This is a genomic window from Nakamurella panacisegetis (assembly GCF_900104535.1).
GTDB lineage: Bacteria > Actinomycetota > Actinomycetes > Mycobacteriales > Nakamurellaceae > Nakamurella > Nakamurella panacisegetis.
The window spans coordinates 3,626,336-3,650,185 of the sequence record NZ_LT629710.1 but is presented as its reverse complement, the minus strand read 5'-3'; the positions used below and the strand labels follow the sequence as shown (position 1 = coordinate 3,650,185).

The window sequence follows — 23,850 nt, the reverse complement described above, 5'->3', positions numbered from 1 at the left end:
AGGATCAATCGGTGACCGGATCCCCGACGCTGGCGCTGCTGTTCGATTTCGACGGCACGCTCTACGTCGGGGATCTGCCGATTCTGGCCTACGCCAGGCACGCCGCGGACCTGCTGCCCGACGCGGCCGCCACCGATCTGATCGACGGCGTGCGGTACCTCCTGGAAGGCAGATCCGTGACCGTGCGCACCATCGATCTCCGCGACGCGGAGGACGGCTACATGGGCGTGGAGATGCTGGCCCGCGCCGCCGGGCTCACGGCCGAACACCTCGACGGGGCCTATCGCCTGGCCCGGCAGGACCTCGCCCGCTCGGCCTTTGCCCTGGACGCGCCACAGGGTCTGCCGGAGCTACTGGCCGACCTTGCCGATGCGTACGTACTGGTGGTCACCAACGCGGACCTGACCGGTGTGGCCGAGGTACTCACGGCCGTCGAGGTGGCCGGCCACATCGACGAGATCGTGGCCGAGGCCGACAAACCGCACCGCATGCCCGAGCACGTCGCGGCCCTGCTCGACCGGATCGACGCCGCAGCCACACCCGAGCGTCTGATGGTGGTCGGTGATCGGTGGACCGCCGATCTCGCCGACGCGTTCGCCGCCGGTGCCCGGACGGCGCTGGTCGACCGGTTCCACCGAGGGGACGGCACTCCGCATCTGCGTGGCGCCAGCCTGGCCGAACTGATCCCGGGGATCCGGGACTGGGCCAGGTCGCTGGGCGGCCTGGAGTGACGACCGCGGCGCGTACCCCGGACGGAGAGCCGGCCGAGGTGCCGGACCTGGTCATCGCACACCTGTCGGACACCCACCTGACCAGCACCGGCGTCCGGTACAACGGCCTGATCGACCCCCAACTGGCGCTGCTCGACGTGGCGGCCGCCCTGCGCGCGGCCAAGGCCGACGGTCGTGGCCCCGACATCATCGTCGTCTCCGGCGATCTCACCGATTCCGGCGACCCCGCGGCCTATCGGCGTCTGCAGGCTGCCCTCGACGGCATCGCCCCGCAGGTGATCTACGCGACCGGCAACCATGACGTGCGGGCCGTGTTCCACGCCGAGATGCTCGGCGCAGCCGGGCGGACCGACCCGATGCTGCAGGTGTTCCGTCTCCCGGGACTGCGGATCGTCGTACTGGATTCCACGGTGGTCGGCGCCGGACACGGTGTGCTGACCCCGCACCACCTGGCCGAGCTGACGGCCGAGCTCGGTACCCCGCATCCCGGCGGTTCAATCGTCGTGCTGCACCACGCTCCGCTGGCCCCGGTGTCCCCGCTGCTGACCTACTTCGCCCTCGATCGCGCGTCCCGGCGAGCGCTCGCCGCCGCCTTGGACGGCACCGACACCCGCATGGTGCTCGCCGGGCACCACCATCTGGCCGGATTCGGCCTGCTCGGCCGGATCCCGGTGGCGGTCGCGCCGTCGACCGCCATCCGGACCGACCCGCTGGCCCCGCCCGGGCACGAACGCACCTTCCGCTCGGCCGGCTTCAACCTGGTCAACGTGTACCGGGAGGACATCACGGTGTCGGTGGTACCGGTCGACGGCGCCCAGGAGGTCTTCCACCTTGACCAGGACGGGTGCGCGGCCGTGATCGACGCGCACCCGGTTGACCCGATCTGACGGCTCAGGCGATCAGCAGGGCGGCCCACCCGCCGACCAGCAGGAACGGCCCGAAGGCGATCGACGACTTGAGCTCGAGTCGGCCGGCCAGCATGCCGACGATCGATGCCAGGGCCCCGAGCACGCAAGCCAGGGCCAGCGCGACCACGGCCGCCCCGAGCGAGACGTATCCGGTCAGCAGCCCGATGGTGGGGATCAACTTGACGTCGCCCCGGCCCATGGCAGCCGGCCGGATTCGTGCCGTGGCCGCGAACAGTGCCCACAGCACCGCCGCCACCAGCACCGCACGGTTCACCGAACCGGACGGATGGGAGAGCAGGTACGTGACGGCCACGGTCACCGCCGCGACCGGCAGCGCCGGGAGCGTGACCGCGTCCGGCAGCCGGTGGTGGACCAGATCGACCGGGGTCAGCAGCACCAGCAGCCAGCCGGCCAGCAGGATCAGGGCCAGCGTCGGCCGGGCCCAGCCGATCGCCACGCTCGACGCGACCACGGCGGCCGTCCCCAGCTCGAGTGGCCCCGGAGCCAAGGTCACGCCCCGCCGCAGACGAGCCAGCAGTTGTCGAGCGCCCCACCCGGCCGCGAGGCCGCCGACCGCCGACAGCATGACAACCACCAACTGGACCCCCGACACCTGGCCACCTTCTCACGCGAGGCCGTCAGCGGCGCGGGTTGTCCACACGCATGGACACCGCCCTAGGCCGGCCGGCCACCTCGACGTCCGATCGGGGTCGGGGGGTCGAGCCGGCCCAGGAAGACCACCACCGCCGTCACCAGGAAGATCAGCGAACCGCCGGCCAGGAGCCATGGACCGGCGCCGCTGGTGAACCCGCTGGAGTCGGGCAGGGCCAAGGAGTTCGGCGCCACGATGCGGATGATGCCCCAGGCCAGGCCGCCCAGCCCGCACAGGGTCAGCACCGAGGCCGGGATGCGGTTCGGCTTCCGGCCGTACGCCGGCAGGGCCAGCGCGATCGCCGACAACAGCGCGAATCCACCGATGATGACGCCCAGCAGGCCGGGTCGGAAGGACCCGTTGCCGTTGGCCGCGTCGTTGATGTTCTGCCCGGCGATCTGGCTCCCGCCGGAGATGGCGCCCCAACCGGAGACGAACGTGGTGTGCCCGGCCCCGTCCGGGAGGGCGAGCCAGGTCAACGTGGACGCGAGAATGCACGCGGCGGCGGCCAGCATGGTGACCAGGGCGGCCACCAGCCGCAGGTTCTTGCTGTGGTCGACCGGGCGGCTCTCGCGTGGGTTCCGGCGCGTCCGGGCGCGGGTGGCGTTCACCCGGGCGTCCCGATCGGCAACGGCAGCTCCGTGCCGCTGGCGGCCCGCAGGCCGGCCCTCATCTGCGCGCGGGGTGCGGCCCGGGCGGTGAACAACTCGAACTGGCGGAACGCCTGGTGCAGCAACATGTCCAGGCCGGTGACGGTGACGCGGCCGGCCGGTGAGGCCGCGGCCAGCGGGGTCGGCCACGGGTGGTAGACGACGTCGAACAGGGCGGGTACCGCGGCGAGAGCATCGGCCAGATGGTCGGCTCCCCCGGCCGGGATGGTCGACACGACCAGGTCGACACCGGTGGCCGCCGCTGACACCGATTCCTCGTCGAGGCCGCATTCGGTGACCTCGACGCCGAGGCGAGCGGCCAGCGCGGCGCAGTCGGCGGTGCTCTGCGGACGACGGCCGGCCACGATCAGTTCCGCCACTCCCATCTCGGCCAGGGCGGCCACCACCGATCGAGCCGTGCCACCGCCACCGAGCACCAGCACTCTCCGCGGGGCCAGCCCGACCGCGCTCAGCGCACCCGTCACGCCGTCGACGTCGGTGTTCTCGGCGTACCAACCCGCTGGGCCGCGGTAGAGGGTATTGGCCACCCCGAGTTCGATGACGCGTGGACTCCGGACGTCGGCCACCGCGGCGGCCACCGACTTGCCGGGCATGGTCACCGAGAACCCGGCCCATTCCGGCCCGCAAGCGGCAACCAGCGCCGGGAGTCGCTCGCCGTCACACTCGATCTTCTCGTACGTCCATCCGGTCAATCCGATCGCCGCGAACCCCGCGCGGTGCAGGGCCGGCGACAACGAATGGTCGACTGGGGAGCCGAGCACAGCGGCCCGACGGGCCTCGGTGCCGGGACGGGAGATCATTCGTCGAACACGCCGGCCGCCCGGGCCTGCTCGACACACTTGTTGTGCTCCTCCCCGGTGACCGAGAAGCAGAAGTCGCCCTGCCGGTCGACCTGGACGAAGTAGAGCCACTTGCCGTCGTCCGGATTCAGCGCAGCGTCCAGGGCGTTCGTCCCGGGCGAGGTGATCGGCGTCGGCGGAAGGCCGGTGTTGAGGTAGGTGTTGTAGGGCGTCGCGGTGGCCCGTTGCCGGCTCGTGGTGGCCACGGTGGACAGACCGAGCGCATAGGACACGGTGGAGTCCATCTGCAGCTTCATGTTGATGGCCAGGCGGTTGTACACAACCCGCGACACCTTGCCGTAGATCGAGTTGGTGCCTTCCCGTTGCGCGACGGAGGCAACGGTGAGCACCTGGTAGGGGTCACGGCCCAGCAGCTTCGACCCGGCGACGATATCCGTCTGGTCCCAGTTGGTCGCGGACTGGCTGACCACATCGTGCAGGACGGCCACCGGATCGGTTCCGGGCGCGATGTCGTAGTCCCCCGGAACCAGCATGCCTTCGAGGCGTCGTTTCGGGTCCGGCGCGGCCCGGATACCGGCCACCGCCCAGCTCGGGACGCCGAGGGCGGTCGGATCGCTCGTCTCGGCGACCTTCCACAGCTGGTCGGCGTTGAAGCAGTTGGCGACGCCGTTCAGCGGGACGCACGCCGCCTTGGTGATCAGCGAGATGTATCCGGGTACGGCCTCGCCCGCCTTGTTCTTCGTGTCCTCCAGGCGCAGGCCGGGAATGATCCGCAGCTGGCCGACCTGGGCATTCGAGTCGGAGATGGCGTCGACCGCCGCCTCCGCCGAGGCGTGCAGCTTGACCTTGTAGTAGCCGACCTTGATGCTCTTGATGTCGCTGTTGTCGGAGGCGGCGTTGATGAACGCGGCCGACGATGCCACCACACCGTCCTCGGTCAGCGTCTGGGCGATGTCGGTCAGCGAGTCTCCGCTCTGCACCCGCACCACGACATCAGTCGTACCGTTGCCGACGAAATCGGCGACAGCGGTGGAGTCCTTGCGCCACAGCTTGAACCCGACCACCACGCCGCCGACCAGCAGGGCCAGGACCACGATGGCCAGGGTGGTCTGCCGGATCCGCCGCTTGCGACGGCGGGCGGCGGCCTGCCGGGCCGCCCGGATCTCACGGCGCGGCAGGACGCGCACCGGATCCGGCGTCGTGGCGGACGCCGTCTTGGACAGCGCCGCCCGGAGGTCGTTGAGGTCGAGCTCCCCGGTCTCCTCCTCCCGGCCGAACAGCCCCAGGTGGTCGTTCATCCGCGGCTCCGCTGCGCGGCGCTGATGGCGTCGAGACGGATCTGCAGGATCGCCACCGCGGCCGCCTGATCGACCACACTTCGCCGGTCCTTCTCCCGGATTCCCCGCTCGGCGAGGACCCGGTTGGCCGTGACACTGGTCAGCCGCTCGTCCACGTAGACCACCGGGACCGGGCCGATCAGGGCGCTCAACCGGTCGCCGTAGCTCCGGGCCGCCGCGGCCGCCGGGCCGACGGCACCACGCAGCGTTCGGGGCAGACCCACGACCACCTCCACGACCTCATGTTCCAGGACCAGATCGCGCAGTGTGGCGAGATCCGAACCACCCGTCTCGTCCCGGGGCAGGGTCGCGACCGGGGTGGCCAGAATTCCGTGGGGGTCGCTCCGTGCGACGCCCACCCGCACGGTACCGACGTCCACGCCCAGCCGTACACCCCTGACGAAATCCGGGTTGCTCCCCGGGCCGTGGGCCGGCGAAGACGGCCTCACGACGGAACGCCGCCGAGGACCCCCTTCAGGGCGGCCACGGCATCGGCGATGCCGGCCGGGTTGGTGCCGCCACCCTGCGCCATGTCCGGGCGGCCGCCGCCCCGTCCGGCAATCGCCGGCAGGAAGGACTTAACCAGGTCACCGGCCTTCAGCCCGGCCGCGGTGGCCTCCGAGGTCAGCGCCGTGACGAACGAGACGGCATCGCCGGCCGGAGCGAACAGCGCGACCACGGCCGGGCGTCCGTTCAGACGACCGCGGACGTCGGTGGCCAGCGTCCGCAGATCGGCCGCCGTCGTGCCCTCGGGGGCGGCCGCCGCGACCAGGTGCACCGCTCCGACCGGGGCCGCCGCGTCGGCCAGGGTGCCGGCCGAGGCCAGCGCCGCGGCCGCGCGGAACTTCTCCAGTTCCTTCTCGGCCGTCCGCAACCGCTCGACCAATGTCTCGATCCGGGCCGGCAGGTCGGCCGGCTGCACCTTGAGCGAACCGGCGACGGCGTTCAGCAGGGCACGTTCGGAGGTCAGGCGGTGGAACGCCTCGAGGCCGACGGCGGCCTCGACCCGGCGCACGCCGGACCCGATGGACGACTCGCCGGTCAGCGCGATCGGGCCGATCTGGCTGGAGTGCTCGACGTGGGTACCGCCGCAGAGCTCGACCGACCACGGGCCGCCGATCTCGACGATGCGGACGGTGTCGTCGTAGGTCTCGCCGAAGAGGGCGATCGCACCCATGTCGGACGCCTCCTGCTGGGTGCCGTAGAGCACCCGGACTCCGAGGTCGTTGCGGACGGCCCGGTTGGAGACGTCCTCGATCTCGCTGCGGGTGTCCGCCGACAGGGGGCTGTTCCAGGAGAAGTCGAGCCGCAGGTAGCCAGGTTTGTTGTACGAACCGGCCTGCAGGGCCTCCGGCCCGAGCACCTGTCGCAGGGCCGCGTGCACGACGTGGGTGCCGCTGTGCGCCTGGCGGGCGCCCAGCCGCCATTCCGGGTCCACCTTCGAGCGGACGACCGCACCCTCGGTCAGCTCGCCGTGCAGGATCCGGACCTTGTGGACCCAGAGCTTGCGGTCGACCTTCTGCACGTCCAGCACCTGGGCCGAGAAACCTTCCCCGACAATGGTTCCGGCGTCGGACTCCTGGCCGCCGGACTCGGCGTACAGCGCCGTCCGGTCGAGCACGACCTCGACGGTCCGTCCTTCGCCGGCCGCCGGGATGCGGGCGCCGTCGGCGATGACGCCGCGCACCGTGCCCTCGGATTCCAGTTCGGTGTAACCGGTGAACTCGGTCGGGCCGGCGTCCAGCAGCTGCCGGTAGACGGTCAGGTCGTTCAGACCGCCCTTTCGGGCCTTCGAGTCGGCCCGGGCCCGGCTGCGCTGTTCCTGCATCAGCCGGTCGAACTCCTGCGTGTCGACGGTGAGGCCGGCTTCGGCCGCCATCTCCAGGGTCAGGTCCAGCGGGAAGCCCTGGGTGTCGTGCAGCAGGAACGCGGTCGACCCGGACACCTGGCTGCGGCCGGCGGCCCTGGTCTTCTCGGCCGCCGTCTCGAACAGCTTCGAGCCGGACGCGATGGTCTTGAGGAAGGCGTTCTCCTCGGTCACCGCGACTCGCTCGATGCGCGCGTAGTCGTCGGCGATCTCCGGGTAGGACGGGCTCATCAGGTCGGACACGACCTTCACCAGCCTGGCCATCACCGGCTCGGTGACGCCGAGCAGGCGGGCCGAGCGCACGGCGCGCCGGATCAGCCGACGGAGCACGTAGCCACCGCCCTCGTTGCCCGGAGTGACCCCGTCGGAGATCAACATGACGGCGGATCGGGAATGGTCGGCGATGATCCGCATCCGCACGTCGTCGATGTGCGCGGTGCCGTCGGCATGCTCGGGCTTGCCGTAGCTGACCCCCGATGCCTCCTCCATCGCCGTGATGATGGGTCGGCACAGGTCGGTCTCGTAGACGTTGTCGACTCCCTGCAGCAGGAACGCGACACGCTCGACGCCGAGGCCGGTGTCGATGTTCTGCTGCGGCAGCGGACCCAGGATGGGGAAGTCGTCCTTCCCGCCACCGATCGACTCTCCGCGGATGTCCTGCATGAAGACCAGGTTCCAGATCTCCAGGTAGCGGGAATCGGATACGGCGGGCCCACCCTCGGGCCCGAACTCGGGACCGCGGTCGAAATAGATCTCCGAGCACGGGCCGCAGGGCCCGGGGGTGCCCATCGACCAGAAGTTGTCGGCCATCCCCAGGCGCTGGATACGTTCGGCCGGCAACCCGGCGATCTCCTGCCAGAGCCGGATCGCCTCGTCGTCGGTCTCGTAGACCGTCACCCAGATCCTGTCCGGGTCGAAGCCGTAGCCGCCCGACTCCTGGGACCCGGTGACCAGGTCCCAGGCGTGCTTGATGGCACCGGCCTTGAAGTAGTCACCGAACGAGAAGTTGCCGGCCATCTGGAAGAACGTGTTGTGCCGGGTGGTGATCCCGACGTTGTCGATGTCCAGCGTGCGTACGCACTTCTGCACGCTGGTCGCCCGCGGGAACGGGGGCGTGCTCTGACCGAGGAAGTACGGCTTGAACTGCTGCATGCCGGCGACGGTGAACAGCAGCGTGGGATCGTCGGACACCAACGAGGCGGAGGGCACGAAGGTGTGGCCCGCCCGCTCGAAGTGGTCGAGGAATCGTCGTCGGATCTCGTGGGTCTGCAAGGTGTCCTTCTTCTACGCTGGTCGTACTCAAGGCATGCGAGTGACAGAGCACGGGCGCGCGGCGGCGTCCCGGTGCAGGCAGTTGGCGCGGTTCAGGCGCTCCGACGGCCCCGGACCGGCGCACCGTCGGCGTCGATCCGGTCGGAGGCCACGATGACCTCGTTACCGTCCGCACCGATCGGAGGCGTGGGTCCGACCTGGTCGGCGGCCAACAGGGCGACCGCGCCGGTGGCGTTGTCGATCATCGGCCGGTACGCGGCCCGGCGGTTGGCCGCCCCCTGCCGCACGTCGGCGGCGAACGACCCGAGGGCGTTGCCCAGCTCGGCGATGGCATCCGCGACGTCGGCGGCGATCGCCGACGGGGTCAACTTCGCCGCGAGGGCAGCCCGGGCGGCTTCCTTGGCCCGGCGGGTCCGCCGGGTGGCCACCGCCCCCAGGGCGATGCCTGCGGAGAAGTAGTAGATGCGCTTCACGGTGGCCATTTTCCCTTCGAAGGTCCGCATGAGACAGCAGGGCCAGCCTACCCGGCCACCTGAGGAGATCCGGCGGCCAATACTTCGCCGCCCGTTCCCGGCGGTGACGCGGACCACGTCCTGACCCGCGGGGGCCTTCGGGGTCGGCCCGGTCCGGTCCGTCATGATGATCAACGTGAACGAGTTCAACGGGCTGCCCACGCACATCCTGCTCATCCATCTGGTGGTGATCGCCGTCCCGCTGGCCGCCGTGATCACCGTCGTGTCCGTTCTGTGGCCGGCCGCCCGGCGCCGTCTCGGAGTGACGACGCCGATCGTGGCGCTGCTGGCCCTGGTCTGCGTGCCCATCACCACCCACGCCGGCACCTGGTTGCAGGCCAGGGTGTTCCACGGGTTCAGCAACCCGTTGATCGTCCGGCACGCCCAGCTCGGCGACCAGCTGCTGCCCTGGACGGCCGGGTTGTTCCTGCTGGCCGCACTGGTCTGGGGGCTGCCGGTGCTGGCCGCCCGATCCGGGAGTGCCCCGGCCCTCGGATCGGTGGGGGTGCGCATCGCGGTCGGCGTGCTGGCCGTCGCGGTCGCCGTCGTCGCGACGGTGCAGGTGTACCGGATCGGTGACTCCGGCGCGAAGGCGGCGTGGTCGTCCAACTTCTGCGCCCAGCCCTACGTCGGTGACACCTGCCCGACCACGTGAGGTCGGCCGCGCCGGCTACGGGATGAGCAGCAGCTTCCCGGTGGTACGGCGCGCGGCCAGGTCCTCCTGCGCCCGCCCGGCGTCGGCCAACGGGTAGGTGGCGCCGACGGTGATGTGCAGCCGGCCGTCTGCGATCCAGGTCAGCAGGTCGTCGGCCCGGGCCAGGAGTTCCTCCCGGGTGGCCGTGAAGTCGCCCAGGGTGGGCCGGGTGAGAGACAACGATCCGCCGCGATTGAGCCGCTGCGGATCCACCGGAGGTACCTGCCCGCTCGACCCGCCGAACAGGACGAGCGTCCCCCGTCGCGCGAGGGCGTCCATGGACCCGTCGAAGGTGTCCTTGCCGACCCCGTCGTAGACGGCCTGGACGCCGGCTCCCCCGGTCAGGTCTCTGACCTGACCGGCGAAGCCGTCGTAGCCGACGAGGACGTGATCGGCACCGGCCCGCCGGGACAGTTCGGCCTTGGCCGGGGTGGAGACGGTGGTGATGACGGTCGCCCCCTTGATCTTGGCGATCTGGGTGAGCAGCAGCCCGGCGCCGCCGGCCCCGGCGTGGATCAGCACGGTGTCGCCGGGTTGGATCCGATAGGAATCGGTGGCCAGGTAGTGCGCGGTCAGCCCCTGGAGCGGGAAGGCGGCGGCCTGCTGGTCGTCGACCGGGTCCGGCACCGGGATCAGCCGGTCGACGGCGCCGACGGTCCGGGCGGCGTAGGAACCGGGGACATCGCACCAGGCGACCCGGTCGCCGACCTCGACGAGTGTGACCCCGGGACCGACGGCCAGTACCCGCCCGGCCCCTTCGTGGCCCGGCGTGTACGGGTACTCCACCGGATAGACGCCGCTGCGGCGGTAGATGTCGATGAAGTTCACCCCGGCCGCGGCCACCTCGAGCAGGGCCTGCCCCGGCCCGGGGGCGGGCAGATCGACCTCGGCGATCTGGAGTACTTCGGGCCCACCGGCCCGCTGGACGCTGATGGCTACGGTCATGACTTGCCCTTCGTCTCGACGGTGTCCTTGATGCCTTTGTCCCTGATGCCGCGGATGACCCGGCGGAGCACCGGCAACCGCTCGGCGATGGACCGTTCGGCCCCTCGGCCGACGGGCGTGTAGTAGTCGCGGCCGACCAGTTCGTCCGGCGGGTACTGCTGTGTGGCCACCCCTCCGGGCACGCTCGGCGGATAGACGTACGTCTGCGCGTTGCCCAGTTTGGCCGCCCCCGGGTAGTGCCCGTCGCGCAGTGCGGGCGGGACCGGGCCCGCCTTGCCGGCCCGCACGTCGGCCATGGCCGCGCCGATGGCCTCGACGACGGCGTTCGACTTGGGCGCCGTGGCCAGGTGGATGGTGGCCTGGGCCAATCCGATGCGGGCCTCTGGCAGCCCGACCAACTGCACCACCTGAGCGGCGGCCACACACACCGGCAGGGCCGTCGGATCGGCCATTCCGATGTCCTCGGAGGCGTGGATCATCAACCGGCGGGCGATGAACCGCGGGTCCTCTCCCGCTTCCAGCATCCGGGCCAGGTAGTGCAGGGCCGCGTCCACATCACTGCCGCGGATCGACTTGATGAACGCGCTGGTGACGTCGTAGTGCTGGTCCCCGTCGCGGTCGTACCGCACGGCCGCCCGGTTGACCGCCCGTTCGACGGCGGTCAGGCCGATCTCGGTACCGCCCTCGTCCTGCACGCTGTCGGCGGCCGCCTCCAGCGCGGTCAGCGCCCGCCGGGCGTCGCCACCGGCCAGGGCCAGGATGTGCGACCTGGCCTCGGGCGACAGTCGGAGTGCGCCGCCCAGGCCTCGCTCGTCGGTCACGGCCCGGTCGAGCAACTGACCGACCTCGTCCTCGGTAAGCGGTTGCAGTTGCAGGACAAGGGATCTCGACAACAACGGGGAGACGACCGAGAAGAACGGGTTCTCCGTGGTGGCCGCGATGAGAATGACTGTCCGGTTTTCCACCGCACCGAGCAGTGAGTCCTGTTGGGTCTTGGAGAAGCGGTGGACCTCGTCGATGAACAGCACGGTCTGCTCACCGGTGCGACGGAGGGCGGCGGCCGCGTCGGTGATCACCTGCCGGACTTCCTTGACGCCCGCATTGAGCGCGGACAACTGCGCGAACTGCCGCCCGGTGGCCCCGGCGACCAGGGTCGCCATCGTGGTCTTGCCGGTCCCGGGCGGGCCGTACAGCAGCATGGACGACGGCGAGCCGCCCTCGACCAGCCGGCGCAGCGGGGCGCCCGGGCCGAGCAGATGCGTCTGGCCGACGACCTCGTCCAGGGTGCGCGGCCGCATGCGCACGGCCAGCGGCGCCTGCGGGTCGAACCGATCGGGTGGGCGGACCGACGCGATCGGGTCGATGCCGGCCCCGCGGGCCGGGGACGGTCCGGCCTCGGGGCCGAACAGCCCTGGTTCGATATCGGTCACGACGCGAGGCTACCGGGCAGCACCGACCACCCGGTGCCGTCCGCACCCGGGCCGCCGGCTCCGGGCCGACGCATCCGGGACCGTCGCCCGCGGTCACAGATCGCTGAGCGTCCCGGGTGGTAGAGAAGCCGCCAGCTACCGGGTGGCCTCGACTCAGGTCGGCGCGTTCACCGGTTCGATCCGGAACACGGGGTGGTCGGCCGGATCCGGGAGGTCGCGGAAGAGGGGTTCCACCACCCGGCCGGCGACGGCGCGGTAGGCATCGATCACCGGCGCCCGCTCCGCGACCGGCACTTCCGATGCGACGAAGGGCTCGGCGACGCCGTGGCCGCGGAGTTCGCCCCGGCCGGCGGCCCGCAGGTTGCGCACCCAGTCGGTCTGGCCGTAGGGGCAGACCAGGTAGCGGGACTCGCCGACCCGCACCGGGATCACCGGCACGTCGCGGGAGCGTCCGCTACGACGGCCGACCACGGTCAGGGTCTCCGCTCCCCCGGCGTGCGTCAGGTTGATCAGCGGATTGACGACCCAGCGGGTGAGTGGGTTCGGTTTCTGGTAGCTCATGACGAGACCTTTCGACGGACGACGCTCGACGCGATGACGCTGCCGATCCTGCGAGAAGCCGGCCGGCCGGCCCAGAGCCGAAGGTCCCCGAACGCCCGGGCCCGCCCGGCCGGAAAACGGACTCCGGGCCGGGTCGGCTCAGGCCGCCACATCTCGGCGGCGGAACCCAGCCACGCCCAGTGCGGTCAGGACGGCGACGGTGCCGACCGCCACCAGTACCGCCGGCCAGGACAGACCGTTGATCAACGGGTCGTGCCCGGAGTACTGGTAGAACGGCGAGAACTTCTGGAAGGGGGCAAGCCAGGACACCTGCGGGCCGAGACCGTTGACGATGTAAGCGATCACGGCCGTCACCGCGGGCACGGCCCGGCTGGCGACGACGTGGCCGGTGGTCGCGCCGACGGCCAACGCCAGGGATCCGAACACCATGGCCAGCAGGGCCAGGTGGATCATCGCGGCGATGATCCGGCCGGCCGGCAGGGTCATGCCCGCCAGCGGGCTCTCGACGAGCAGAGCGGCCGCGATGACCCCGGCCAGCAGCAAAGTTCCGGCGATCATGGCGGCCGCCTTGTCCAGCACCAGACGCGTGCGGCTGATCGGGTTGGCCATCAGCAGATCCAGCGTGTGCCGGTCCTCCTCACCGGCGACCGATGCCGATCCGGCGGTGATCGCGTAGATCAGGACGAGCAGCGGCCCCATCAGGGAGAGCACCTCGACCTTGAGGTAGCCGATCGGGGTGCTCATGTCGGCGCCGGACATCGCGAACAGCGAGCGCATGGCCTTCGGCATGTTGTTGAGGAAGTCGGTCATGGCCGGCTGGTCGCGGATGCTCGGCCAGATGGCGATGTACATGGCAATGAGCAACACCAGCGACACGGCCCAGGCGAGCAGGCTGCGGCGCTGGTCGTACAGCGTCTTGGCGGTGACGTTGCGCAGCACGGTCCCCTCAAGTGGCATCGTGATCGCCACCTCCGTAGTAGGCCAGGAAGGTCTCCTCCAGATCGGCCTCGGCGCAGTCCAGGTCGACCACCCGGTGCCGGGTGACCTGTCGGAGCAGCCCGTCGAGCGCCGATTGAGTGGCCATGCAGGTCATCGCCGGGCCGGCCACCACCAGGTCCCGGACGCCGTCCACCGAGCTGAACTCCTCCGCGCCTACCTCGTCGGTGAACCGGGCGGCCACGTGATGCAGCGACTTCACCCGGAGATCGGCCATCCGCTCGACGGCGATCAACCGGCCCGCGCGGACCACCCCGATCCGGTCGGCCACCCGCTGCACCTCGCCCAGCACGTGGGAGGAGAGCAGCACACTGCCGCCGGCCTCGGTGTGCTCCCGCAGGAGGGTGTGGAACTCCTGCTGCACGATCGGGTCGAGCCCGCTCGTGGGTTCGTCCAGGATCAACAGTTCGGGGCCGGACATCATCGCCAGCACCAGGGCCAGTTTCTGCCGGTTGCCCTTCGACAGTTCCCGGGCCGGTCGATCCAGCTCCAGGTCGAGCCGGGCAGCCAGTCGGGCGGCCGACTTGTTGTCCGGGTCCCGGCGCAGATGGCCGAAGTAGGACACGTGCTGGTGCCCGGTCAGTTTGCCGTACAGGGCGGGCTCACCGGGGAGGTAGCCGACCCGGCGATGCACGTCGACGGCGTGCTGCCAGGCATCCTGGCCCAGCACGGTGGCGCGCCCGCTGGTCGGCCGCAACATGCCCATCAGCAGCCTCAGGGTCGTGGTCTTACCCGCCCCGTTGGGTCCCAGGTAGCCGAAGATCTCCCCTCGCTCGATGGTCAGGTCGACGTCCCGCAGGGCGACGGTGCCCTTGAACGATTTGCTCAGGGCGGCCGTCCGGACCACCGCCTCGTCTCCCATGCTTCCTCCGCTCGAGAAGGTGTCCTGCGCTGGAACGTCCACGGCCGCCGCACCTGGACCGGGCGTGGCCGGAGCCCGCACGTCCGATTCTCACCGGGCACCGGTCCGGACCGGCAGAGGCAAAGGTCCCGTCTGCGGCGAGCCACCAGGATCCCCGGGTGACAACACCGGGCCCAGGACGGATCATCGGCCCGTGGGCGAAACCGGCGGCGGTACGAGAGACGGGCGGCCACCCCTGACCCGCTGGTGGCCACTGCTGGGGCTCGGGCTGGTGGGGGTGATCGTCGTCGCGGTCGTGCTGCATCCCCGCACCCCGCTGTCCATCCCGGTGCCCAAGGTGGTTCCGACCACGCGGTCCAGCCCCCAGACCCGCGGACCCGTTGGTGCCACCTCGGTCCCGCTGGTGACCCGAGCGGCCGGCCCGGCACCGGTCGTCGTGGACCTGCACCACTCCGTCCTCGGGGTCACGGCCGGATGGGAGCTGTTCGCGCGGAGCGACGACAGCGTCATCCGGATCGAGGCGGCCCGCGGCCGGGTGACCAGGACCGGCGTTCCGTCGCTGGCCAGTTCCGGTCCGGTCAGCTTCCTCGCCGGGCCGGAGGGGGTGATCGTCCGTCCGCTGGACTACGTGCCCGGATACGAGGTCCCGGACGGCGCACCGGCCCGGGCGCTCCCCGGAGTGTTGGCCGTGGGGGGCCCGGCCCTGCCCGGACCGGACCGCGATCATCTGTGGACGCAGGCCCGACGCGGCTCCGGCGCGTTGACGCTGACCGACTGGGCCGGTCACCCGTCGGCTGTCACGGCCGCTGCCCCGGCCGACAGTTCGGTGGTCAGCGCCGCATCGGACGGTGCCGGGCAGATTCTGTTCTTCTCCGGCGAGCGCGGCGTCTTCCTGGGCGGCACGTCGAGGACCCGGCTGCTGACCGGCGGCACCCTGGACGCGATCAACGCCCGAACGATGGTGGTCACGAAGTGCGATCCGGACGTCTCGTGCGTCACCTCGGTCGTTGACCGGATGACCTCTCGACGAAAGGCGCTGGCTCACGCCGTGGCCAGCTCGATGGGTGCCGGCCTGGTCTCGCCCGACAACCGTCGCGCGGTGATGGTGACCCCGGGGGCGGATACCTCCTCGTCGATGGAGCTGACCCTGCTCGACCTCGGCGACGGGACGCGCACCACCCTGCCGCGGTCACTCGGCATTCCCGACGCGACCCGAATGGTGTTCTCCCCCGACGGCCGGTGGCTGTTCATCGCCACCGACGAGGGACGGATCGCGGCGGTCGATCCGCTCACCGGCCGCATCACCGACCTGGGCATCGCGCTGCCGGCGGTGCGGCAACTCGCAGTCCGGCCGGGCCGCGCCTGACCCACGTCCTCCGGACGGGCGCGACACCACCGGCCGGTCCTACGCGGCCGCCACCAGCTTGTGCACCAGACGCATCTTGCGCAGCACGGCCGGCGGCAGCACGAACGGGTAGAGGTCCTGGTGCCCCATCGACCGGTTGATCATGTTCAGCGACCACGACAGCGGCAGCCACAGCTCGATGATGCGATCGAACCCGGCGTCGCCGGCCAGCGGCCGGTCCACCGTCGCGCCGGCCGGGGCGATACCGAAAGCGGCTGCGGTGTCGATGGTGTCGCGGATGTGCAGGTAGTGGGCGAAGGTCTCGGCCCAGTCCTCGGCCGGGTGCATGGTGGCGTAGGACGAGACGTAGGTGTCCTCCCATCCGGGCGGGGCGCCCTGCGAGTAGTGGCGGTCAAGCGCCTGCTGGTAGTCGGCGTCCGGGTCACCGAACAGCGTCTGGAACTCGCCGCGGGTCGGCCACTGCTCGGCCAGGACCGAGAAGTAGTAGTGCCCGATCTCGTGCCGGAAGTGTCCGAGCAGGGTGCGGTACGGCTCGTCCATCGACACCCGGAGCTGCTCCCGGTGCACGTCGTCGCTCTCGGCCAGGTCGAGGGTGATGACGCCGTTGTCGTGGCCGGTCATCACCTGCTCGTGCTCGCTGGAGAGCAGGTCGAAGCACAACCCGAACTCCGGGTCGACGTCCCGGCCGTTGATCGGCAGGCCGAGTTCCACCAGTTCGACGACCAGTCGACGCTTGGCCGCCTCGGCCGCGGCGAACTCCGGCAGAGCCACCAGGTCGGCGTCGGACGGGCGGGTCCGGGTGAGTGCGCACGAGCGGCACAATCCGGTCGGCGCGTCCATGGGCACGACCCAGTTGCAGGACGCGATGTTCAGGTTGGCGCACATCCGGCGAGGCGGTTGTTCGCCGGTCAGGCCGCTGGGGCCGACCAGTACGAAGTCCCGGGCGTCGAGGTCGAAGCCCAGGTTGCTGCCGCAGTTCAGGCAGACGGAGTTCTCGAAGGCCAGCCGCTGGCCGCAGTTGGGGCACAGGAAGTCGCGCATGTGGTGGTGTCCATCCATCTCCGGCCCAGGCGGTCGGCTTCATCGGTTCGGTTCAGGCGATGCTCGGGCGCGTCCGGACGAAACCCTAGTGGCCCGCCCGCAGATCGCGCGTCAGCACGATTCCCGTGATCCGGCCGGCCAAACCCGATTGCCGTGCAGGCCACACCCTCACAGCGGCGCGACGTCCACCGCGACCTTCATGGTGCTGGTTTCGGCATCGGTGAAGATCACTCCTCGCAGGGGCGGGACGTCACCGTAGTCCCGGCCCCAGGCGACCGTGGTGTATCGCTCGTCGACCAGCTGATCGTTGGTCGGATCGACGGCCAGCCAGTGGCCACCGGGCAGGCGCACCGCCGCCCACGCGTGGCTGGCGTCCACCCCGACCATCCGCTCCCGGCCGGGCGGCGGGTCGGTCGCCAGGTATCCGGAGACGTAGCGGGCCGGCACCCGGTGGGCCCGGGCGCAGGCCACGACCAGGTGGGCGAAGTCCTGACAGACGCCCTCCCGCTCGGCCAGGATCCTCGGGATCGGGGTGCCGACGGTCGTCGCCCCGGACCGGTACCGGAAGTCCGCGTGGATGCGGTGCACCAGGTCCAGGAGAGACTCCCCGGCCGGCCGGCCGGGGGTGAAGCTGACGGCCGCGTACTCCCGGACCTCGTCGGTGATCTGGATGTACGGCGAGGCCAGCAGGAATTCGACCCCTTCGGCATCGACGGCACCGACCTGCGCCTCCTCCCATGGACGGGCGGCCGCGGCCAGGTCGAGTTCGGGCCGTCGTACCTGCACCACCGACACTCCGGTGACCACCAGGTCGGTGTGCGAACTGGTGACGTGGAAGTAGCTGTCCACGTTGCCGTAGACATCGGTGGAGTCGGCGGCGTCGGACGGCGTCGGTTCGATCACCAGGCTGTACTGCTCGCAGTCCTGCCACGGCAGCTCCCGCGGACGCAGATAGCCCCGCCCGTAGGACGCCGAGACGGTGTCCGAGTAGTGGTAAGCCGTGCGATGTTCGATGCGGTATCGCCGGTGCGTGCTCATCGGCCGTACCCGGGGCGGATCTCCTGGCCGAGCGGCAACATCGGTCGGGACCGCCAGAAATGTGACGTCGCAACGGCATCGGCCAGATTGCGCAGGGCGTCGTGCACGTGGGCCAGGAAATCAACCAGTTCGGGCCGGGTGCCGGCGGCGTCGACGTCGTCCATCTGGGCTGGGCGGGCCCGCCGCAACGTGGTCGCCAGTTCTTCGGTGAGCCGCTCGGGTCGGCTGGTACCCGAGGCCTCCGGCAGCATCCTGAGGTCCTCGGAGATCGCGTTCACCTGATAGGCCAGCGAACGGGGATTGCCGGCGTCGAGCAACAGCAGCTCGAGCACCGTCCCGACCTGGACCCGGCCGCGGTAGCGACGGCGGTAGGTCAGCCCGGACTCGGCCACGGCCAGCACCGACTCGATGACGATGCTCTCGACGTCGGCCGGGTGCACCCGGGTCAGCGTGGTTCGGAGCAGGGCGGCCAGTTGCTGGCCGCGCTCCAGCCGGCGGCCGATGTCCATCAGGCGCCAACCGGGGTCGCGGACCATGTTCTCGCTGGCCAGACCGGACAGCGCGAGCATCCCGGACAGGATCGCGGCGTGCGTGGACTGCAGGACGGCGCCGGTGTCGTCCGGTGTCGCCGCCAGTTCGGCGATGGCCCGGTCGACCCCGGCCAGCACCATCCAGGTGTCGCCCGACAATTGGTCGCGAACGGCGCGGGCCGTCTCCTGCAGTCCGGCCAGCGACTGGGCCACGGTGCCCGGGGTGGCGGCGTCGAGCACCACCTGACGCAGCCGGAAGGCCGGGTCTTGTCCCTGGGCCAGTGCCGGATAGGCGGCCGAAACAGCGGTCACCGCGGTCAGGAGCACCGGGACCGAGCCGGCGCCGACGTCGTACGGACGGAACCGGAACGTGTCGGCCAGGCCCCGGGCGGTGATCAGCAGCCGCGTCAGGTCCTCGGTCCGCTCGGCGTACCGGCCGAGCCAGAACAGGTCCTCCAGGACCCGCGGTGACGCGGCGGCCGCCATCTCGACCGGTTCGACCAGCGGGCCGGAGTCCAGCCGGCTGACCGGTTCGGCGCCGGACGTCGGCTCGGCCCGGACGGACCGGACCCAGATGTCCTTGGCCACGGACGGCCCGGGTGTGTGATCACGGGGCGGCGAGGCCACATCGCTGACGACCCGGCCCAGGCCACCGGCCATGGCGACGTACCCGGACTGGTGCGCCACCGTGAACAGCCGCATCCCGACGCGTCGCGCCGCCAACCCGTCGGCGCCGACCGCCGGTGCCTCGGAGAAGGTCGCCCGCTGCTGCCCCACCCAGCGGGTCGGTTCCGCCGCCAGCCGGGTTCGCCAGGCGTCCTGCTCGCCCTGACTGAGCAAGGAGGGCACCACCGATGCGCCGGCGCCGGTGGGGCGCAGCACCATGTCGTCCAGGTGGGCCAGCACGTGGGAGAGGCCGCTTGCCTCACCACACCAGAAGGTCGGCACCGACTGCAGTTTCAGGTCTTCGCCGAGCAGCTCTCGGGCCAGCGCGGGCAGGTACGGCAACAGCCCCGGGTTCTCCAGGACACCGCTGCCGAGGCTGTTCACCACGGTGACGGTGCCGCGACGGCAGGCCTCGGTGAGCCCGACCACCCCGAGTTGGGAATCCGGACGCAGGTCCAGCGGATCGGACCAGTTCGCGTCGACCCGCCGCAGCACCACGTCCACCGGTTCGTACCGCCCGAGGGCCCGCATCCACAGGCGCCCGCCGCGGACGGTCAGGTCGGCGCTCTCCACGAGCGGGAGGCCCAGCATCGACGCCAGGAACGCCTGGTCGAACGCCGTCTCGGAGTGGGTCCCCGGGCTGAGCACGACGATCCGCGGGTTCTCCGCGCCGGTCGGGGCCACGGCCTGCAGGGACCCCAGGATGCTGTGGAAGAAGTTGCCCAAACCTCGGGGGGCGCTGCGCCGGAACAACTCGGGCAGCACCCGGGAGACGACCCGGCGGTCGGCCATCGCGTATCCGGCCCCGCTCGGAGCCTGGGTCCGGTCGCCCAGCGCCTGGAATGCGCCCTCCGGGCCGCGACACACATCCACCGCGTGGAAGAACAACTGGTGCGCCCCGGGAATCCTGATCCCGTGGGCCTGACGCAGGTAGTGGTCGTGTTCGAAGATCAGCTCCGGCGGCACCAGACCGCCGGTCAGCACGCTGCGCGAGGAGTAGATGTCGGTCAACAGCGCGTCGAGCAACACCGACCGCTGCCGCAGGCCCGATTCCAGCCGGGCCCAGTCGCCGGCGTCGATCAGCAGCGGCACCGGATCGAGCTCCCACCGCTGCGGCGCGACCGCGGCCGCGTCCGGTGGAGTGGCCGCCTGCTGCCCGGCGCTGACCGGCGTGTACGTGACGCCGTCGTCCTCGAGTTTGCGGTCGACCAGGTCGGTCAGGGCGGCCAGACCGTCCCGGCCGATCGAGTCGAGGGCCCCGGCGATCTCGGCCCATCCGGGCAGGAGCACGCCCGAGGTCCCGGTCATCTCGTCGTACCGGCGCGGGGTGTCCGAATCGACCGGCGCGAACATCCCGTACCGGCTCAGGTAGCGCTCGACCAGCGACTCGGCGCCGGTCCGCAGGACCGCCGTCATCGGCGGCGCATCCCGGGGGCGCGGGCGAGAGACGCGATCGCGGGGATGGTGGTCACGGGGATGATTGTGACGCACGGACGGCGCCGCCCCGACCGCGTCGACCCACCGAACGGGCCGTCGCCGACGGTTCGGAACCGGATGTCCGCCACCGTGTTCACCGGCCGATGGCGGTGGCCCGCCTCAGGTCCAGGAGGCCGATGGGGGCTTGATCGACCGCCAGCCGGGCCGCCCGCTCGCGGATCAGCGCAACGTCGACCGTGCCGCTGGTGTGGCCGGACGCCTCGAACCGACTGGTCCGGCGGGCCTCGGCCTCCAGGGCGTTCACCGGCGGGGTGTCGTAGGACCGCCCGCCCGGATGGACGACGTGATACGTCGCGCCGCCCAGCGAGACCCCGGTGTCGGTGTCGATCAGGTCGAACACCAGTGGGGCGTGGGGGGCGATGCTCGGGTGCAGGGCGCTGGGCGGCTGCCAGGCCCGGTACCGGATGCCGGCGACCTGGCGGCCCGGGGTCTCGGTGTCCATCAGCGGCACCGGATACCCGTTGCAGGTCAGCACGTGACGGCCGCGGTCGGCGCCGTCCAGAAGCACCTGCATCCGCTCCACCGACGAGTCGACGTAGCGCGCCATGCCACCGGCGGTCGCTTCCTCCCCCAGTACGTTCCACGGTTCGATGGCCGACCGGAACTCGATGCCGACGCCGGCCACGCTGACCGTGCCGATCCGGGGGAACCGGAATTCGGTGAACGGATCGAACCAGCTGGTCGCGAAGTCGATGCCGTGATCGCGCAGGTCGGCGGCGACCGCCGCGATGTCGGCGATGACGAAGTGCGGCAACAGGTGCCGCCCGTGCAGGTTCTCTCCGTGCCGGATCAACCGGGCCTTCAACGGCCTCTCCCAGAAGCGGGCCACCAGCGAGCGCACCAGCAGCGCCTGCACCAGCGACATCTGGGCGTGCGGCGGCATCTCGAACCCGCGGAGCTCCAGCAGGCCGAGCCGGCCTCGCGCCGAGTCGGGCGAGTAGAGCTTGTCGATGCAGAACTCGGCCCGGTGGGTGTTGCCGGTGAGGTCGGTGAGCAGGTGCCGCAGCGCCCGGTCGATGATCCACGGCGACGACGTCCCGTCCGTCGCGGTCTGGCGCTCGATCTCGGCGAAGGCGATCTCCAGTTCGTACACCGATTCCGGACGGCCCTCGTCGACCCGGGGGGCCTGTGACGTCGGGCCGATGAACCGTCCGGAGAACAGGTACGACAGGCTCGGATGGCGCTGCCAGTAGGTCAGCAGCGAGACCAGCAGGTCGGGGCGGCGGAGCAGCGGGGACTCGGCCGGGGTGACGCCGCCGAGGGTGATGTGGTTGCCCCCGCCGGTACCGCCGTGCACGCCGTCGACGGCGAACGTCTCGGTGCCGAGGCGGGTCTGCCGGGCCTGCTCGTACAACGTGGTGGCCAGCTCCACCTGCTGGGCCCAGCTGGACGTCGGCTGCACGTTGACCTCGATGACCCCCGGATCGGGGGTCACCGACATGCTGGTCAGCCGCGAGTCCGGGGGCGGCGCGTATCCCTCGATGACAACGGCGGTCCGCAGGGTGCGCGCCGCGTCCTCGATGAGGCCGATCAGTTCGACGAACGGGTCCAGCTCCTCGAACGGCGGGAGGAACACGTACAAGTGCTCGCCCCGCTGCTCGACGACCAGTGCGGTCGTCGGCAACCCGGCCGGATCGTCCAGCACCACCGCGTGGTGCGGCTCCGGGTTGAGCGGGGCCTTGGTGCGCAGCGGGTCCGATTCGACCGGGGGTTCCGGCGGCACCCAGGACACGGAGTCCAGCGGTAGCCGCAGACCGGCCGGCGAATCACCGGCCAGCAGCACGATCCGGCCCCTGCGCAACGACCAGTTCGGGCTTCCCCACACCTCGTCGTCGGCGCCCTCGGGGGTGACCCGGCACAGCGGCAGCACGAAGGCCGTCGGCTGGTGGACCGTACCGTCCAAGGCCGCGACGAGTTCGGCTCGCCGATCCGGCCCGTCGGCGTCCGGGTCGAGGTCGACCGGCGGTTCCCCGGCCGGCAGGCGCACCTGTTGGGCCAGCCGGGCCACGGCGTCCTCGTAGGCCGGGCGCACCTGCGAGTCCGGCAGCCCGAAGCTGGACGCGACGGCCTGCGCGAACGCCTGCGCGACACTGACCTGCCCCGGGGTCGGGGCCGGGAGTTTCACCTTGGGCGCCAAGGGATCCGCCGCGGCGGTCCCGGCCGGCCTGGCCCACGGATCGGCCAGCAGCGCCGGTTGCCGCCACAGCGGGACGCCGTCCGTCCGCCAGTACAACGAGATGGCCCACCGGGGCAGCGGCTCACCCGGGTACCACTTGCCCTGGCTGCGCTGGACCAGGCCGCCGCGGGCGTAGATCTCGGCCAGCCGGTTGGCCAGCACGCCGGCTCGTTCCCGCTTGGCCGGGCCGTCAGCGGCGACCGTCCATTCGGGGGCCGCGAAGTCGTCGATCGACACGAAGGTCGGCTCGCCGCCCATGGTCAGCCGGACGTCGCCCTCGGCCAGCCGCCGGTCGACGTCGGTACCCAGCTGTTGGATCGCGGCCCACTGGTCGGGCGAGTACGGGAGCGTCACGCGGGGGTCCTCGTGCACCCGGATGACGGTGTTGGAGTACTCCAGGGTGGTCTGCGCGATGCCGGTCGTCCCGGTGATGGCGGCCGCACTGGACGGGTGCGGGGTGGCCGAGAGCGGGATGTGCCCCTCCCCGGCGAACAGCCCCGACGTGGCGTCCAGCCCGATCCAGCCGGCGCCCGGAACGAACACCTCGCACCAGGCGTGCAGATCGGTGAAGTCGGCCGGCGGTCCGGACGGGCCGTCCAGCGACGGGACGTCCGACGCGAGCTGGACCAGGTAGCCGGAGACGAAGCGGGCGGCCAGGCCGAGCTGCCGCAGCACGGAAACCAGGAGCCAGGCCGAGTCCCGGCAGGAACCGATGGCCGTGGTCAGCGTGTGGTCCGGGGTCTGCACACCGGGTTCCATCCGGACGGAGTACCCCACGTCGCCCTGGACGGCCGCGTTGATCTGGACCAGGAAGTCGATCATGCGGGTCTTCGGGGCGATGTTCAGGCCGGCCACCCAGTTGCGCACCACCTCGCCGGGCCCGCTGCCGGGTTCGGCCTCGTCGACCGGACGCAGGTACGGCTCGAGGTCGGCGATGAGGTCAGGGGCGTAACGGAACCCGTAGAACTCGGCGTACTCCTCGATGAAGAAGTCGAACGGGTTGAACACCTGCAGGTCGGCGACGATGCCGACGGTGATCGACAGCTCCGTGGCGCGCTCCGGGAACACCAGCCGGGCCAGGAAGTTGCCGAACGGGTCCTGCTGCCAGTTCAGGAAATGATCGGCCGGGGTCACCGTGAAGGAGTACGACTCGATCTTGGTGCGGGAGTGTGGCGCCGGACGCAGACGGACGACGTGCGGGTTGATGGTGACCAGCCGGTCGAACTTGTAGGTGGTCCGGTGTTCCAGCGCGACCTTGATGCCCACGGAGTTCCTCTCGGTAACGAAGCTGCTCTTCC

Annotated in this window: 20 protein-coding genes; 4 read left to right on the top strand and 16 right to left on the bottom strand. The window is 71.1% G+C overall.

All coding sequences use genetic code 11. From position 1 onward, the window contains the following. Nucleotides 1-11 precede the first annotated feature (11 nt). Both BLS97_RS22985 and BLS97_RS16350 read left to right on the top strand, forming a co-directional pair. Nucleotides 12-731, top strand: coding sequence for an HAD family hydrolase (locus BLS97_RS22985; protein WP_157695478.1), 720 nt, complete (start codon nucleotides 12-14; stop codon nucleotides 729-731). Beyond that, nucleotides 728-1,618, top strand: a complete 891-nt coding sequence (locus BLS97_RS16350) for a metallophosphoesterase family protein (RefSeq protein WP_157695477.1) — start codon at nucleotides 728-730, stop codon at nucleotides 1,616-1,618. The genes BLS97_RS22985 and BLS97_RS16350 overlap by 4 nt, the downstream gene beginning before the upstream one ends. A 4-nt stretch (nucleotides 1,619-1,622) precedes the next feature. Here the strand turns inward: BLS97_RS16350 and BLS97_RS16345 are convergent, their stop codons facing one another. From BLS97_RS16345 to BLS97_RS16315, 7 genes are all read right to left on the bottom strand, one after another. Then, complete coding sequence (locus BLS97_RS16345) at nucleotides 1,623-2,252, bottom strand: prepilin peptidase (protein WP_090477641.1); 630 nt, start codon at nucleotides 2,250-2,252, stop codon at nucleotides 1,623-1,625. A gap of 62 nt (nucleotides 2,253-2,314) precedes the next feature. Then, entirely contained in the window at nucleotides 2,315-2,902 is a 588-nt protein-coding gene (locus tag BLS97_RS16340; protein WP_090477638.1) for a hypothetical protein, read from the bottom strand. Then, entirely contained in the window at nucleotides 2,899-3,762 is an 864-nt protein-coding gene (locus BLS97_RS16335; protein WP_090477634.1) for a shikimate dehydrogenase, read from the bottom strand. Before BLS97_RS16335 ends, BLS97_RS16340 begins: the two co-directional genes overlap by 4 nt. Further along, nucleotides 3,759-5,060 carry an endolytic transglycosylase MltG gene (gene mltG, locus BLS97_RS16330; RefSeq protein ID WP_090477632.1) on the bottom strand — a complete coding sequence of 434 codons (1,302 nt, stop codon included), beginning with the start codon at nucleotides 5,058-5,060 and terminating at the stop codon, nucleotides 3,759-3,761. The genes BLS97_RS16335 and mltG overlap by 4 nt, the downstream gene beginning before the upstream one ends. Then, nucleotides 5,057-5,479, bottom strand: a complete 423-nt coding sequence (gene ruvX, locus BLS97_RS16325; RefSeq protein ID WP_231988143.1) for a Holliday junction resolvase RuvX — start codon at nucleotides 5,477-5,479, stop codon at nucleotides 5,057-5,059. The genes mltG and ruvX overlap by 4 nt, the downstream gene beginning before the upstream one ends. Nucleotides 5,480-5,544: 65 nt before the next feature. Further along, nucleotides 5,545-8,238, bottom strand: coding sequence for an alanine--tRNA ligase (gene alaS, locus BLS97_RS16320; protein ID WP_090477628.1), 2,694 nt, complete (start codon nucleotides 8,236-8,238; stop codon nucleotides 5,545-5,547). Nucleotides 8,239-8,330: 92 nt separating this feature from the next. Continuing rightward, nucleotides 8,331-8,711 (bottom strand): hypothetical protein, encoded by a 381-nt coding sequence (locus BLS97_RS16315; protein WP_157695476.1) that lies wholly within the window; start codon nucleotides 8,709-8,711, stop codon nucleotides 8,331-8,333. Between the two features lie 166 nt (nucleotides 8,712-8,877). Here BLS97_RS16315 and BLS97_RS16310 point away from each other — a divergent pair, with 166 nt between their 5' ends. Beyond that, on the top strand, nucleotides 8,878-9,405 hold the full coding sequence (locus BLS97_RS16310; protein WP_172832289.1) for a DUF2231 domain-containing protein: 528 nt from the start codon (nucleotides 8,878-8,880) through the stop codon (nucleotides 9,403-9,405). 15 nt (nucleotides 9,406-9,420) lie between these two features. Here the strand turns inward: BLS97_RS16310 and BLS97_RS16305 are convergent, their stop codons facing one another. From BLS97_RS16305 to BLS97_RS16285, 5 genes are all read right to left on the bottom strand, one after another. Continuing rightward, a complete protein-coding gene (locus tag BLS97_RS16305; RefSeq protein WP_090477623.1) occupies nucleotides 9,421-10,389 on the bottom strand; it encodes a quinone oxidoreductase family protein in 969 nt (322 codons plus the stop codon). Further along, a complete protein-coding gene (locus BLS97_RS16300; protein ID WP_172832385.1) occupies nucleotides 10,386-11,687 on the bottom strand; it encodes a replication-associated recombination protein A in 1,302 nt (433 codons plus the stop codon). The genes BLS97_RS16305 and BLS97_RS16300 overlap by 4 nt, the downstream gene beginning before the upstream one ends. Before the next feature lie 285 nt (nucleotides 11,688-11,972). Then, complete coding sequence (locus tag BLS97_RS16295; protein WP_090477619.1) at nucleotides 11,973-12,380, bottom strand: nitroreductase/quinone reductase family protein; 408 nt, start codon at nucleotides 12,378-12,380, stop codon at nucleotides 11,973-11,975. Between the two features lie 138 nt (nucleotides 12,381-12,518). Then, nucleotides 12,519-13,319 carry an ABC transporter permease subunit gene (locus BLS97_RS16290; protein WP_090482412.1) on the bottom strand — a complete coding sequence of 267 codons (801 nt, stop codon included), beginning with the start codon at nucleotides 13,317-13,319 and terminating at the stop codon, nucleotides 12,519-12,521. A gap of 7 nt (nucleotides 13,320-13,326) precedes the next feature. Beyond that, nucleotides 13,327-14,238, bottom strand: a complete 912-nt coding sequence (locus BLS97_RS16285; RefSeq protein WP_090477616.1) for an ABC transporter ATP-binding protein — start codon at nucleotides 14,236-14,238, stop codon at nucleotides 13,327-13,329. A gap of 193 nt (nucleotides 14,239-14,431) precedes the next feature. On the opposite strand from BLS97_RS16285, the gene BLS97_RS16280 reads away from it, so the two are divergent. Beyond that, nucleotides 14,432-15,604: a hypothetical protein gene (locus BLS97_RS16280; protein ID WP_157695475.1), complete on the top strand. Its 1,173-nt coding sequence runs from the start codon at nucleotides 14,432-14,434 to the stop codon at nucleotides 15,602-15,604. A gap of 39 nt (nucleotides 15,605-15,643) precedes the next feature. Here the strand turns inward: BLS97_RS16280 and BLS97_RS16275 are convergent, their stop codons facing one another. From BLS97_RS16275 to BLS97_RS16260, 4 genes are all read right to left on the bottom strand, one after another. After that, complete coding sequence (locus tag BLS97_RS16275) at nucleotides 15,644-16,645, bottom strand: zinc-binding metallopeptidase family protein (protein WP_090482409.1); 1,002 nt, start codon at nucleotides 16,643-16,645, stop codon at nucleotides 15,644-15,646. Between the two features lie 168 nt (nucleotides 16,646-16,813). Further along, the gene (locus BLS97_RS16270) at nucleotides 16,814-17,683 is read right to left on the bottom strand and encodes a transglutaminase family protein (RefSeq protein WP_090477612.1); all 870 of its coding nucleotides are present in this window, start codon (nucleotides 17,681-17,683) and stop codon (nucleotides 16,814-16,816) included. Further along, nucleotides 17,680-20,295: a circularly permuted type 2 ATP-grasp protein gene (locus BLS97_RS16265; protein WP_090477609.1), complete on the bottom strand. Its 2,616-nt coding sequence runs from the start codon at nucleotides 20,293-20,295 to the stop codon at nucleotides 17,680-17,682. Before BLS97_RS16265 ends, BLS97_RS16270 begins: the two co-directional genes overlap by 4 nt. Before the next feature lie 154 nt (nucleotides 20,296-20,449). Continuing rightward, nucleotides 20,450-23,818, bottom strand: a complete 3,369-nt coding sequence (locus BLS97_RS16260) for a transglutaminase family protein (RefSeq protein ID WP_090477607.1) — start codon at nucleotides 23,816-23,818, stop codon at nucleotides 20,450-20,452. Between the last annotated feature and the right edge of the window lie 32 nt (nucleotides 23,819-23,850).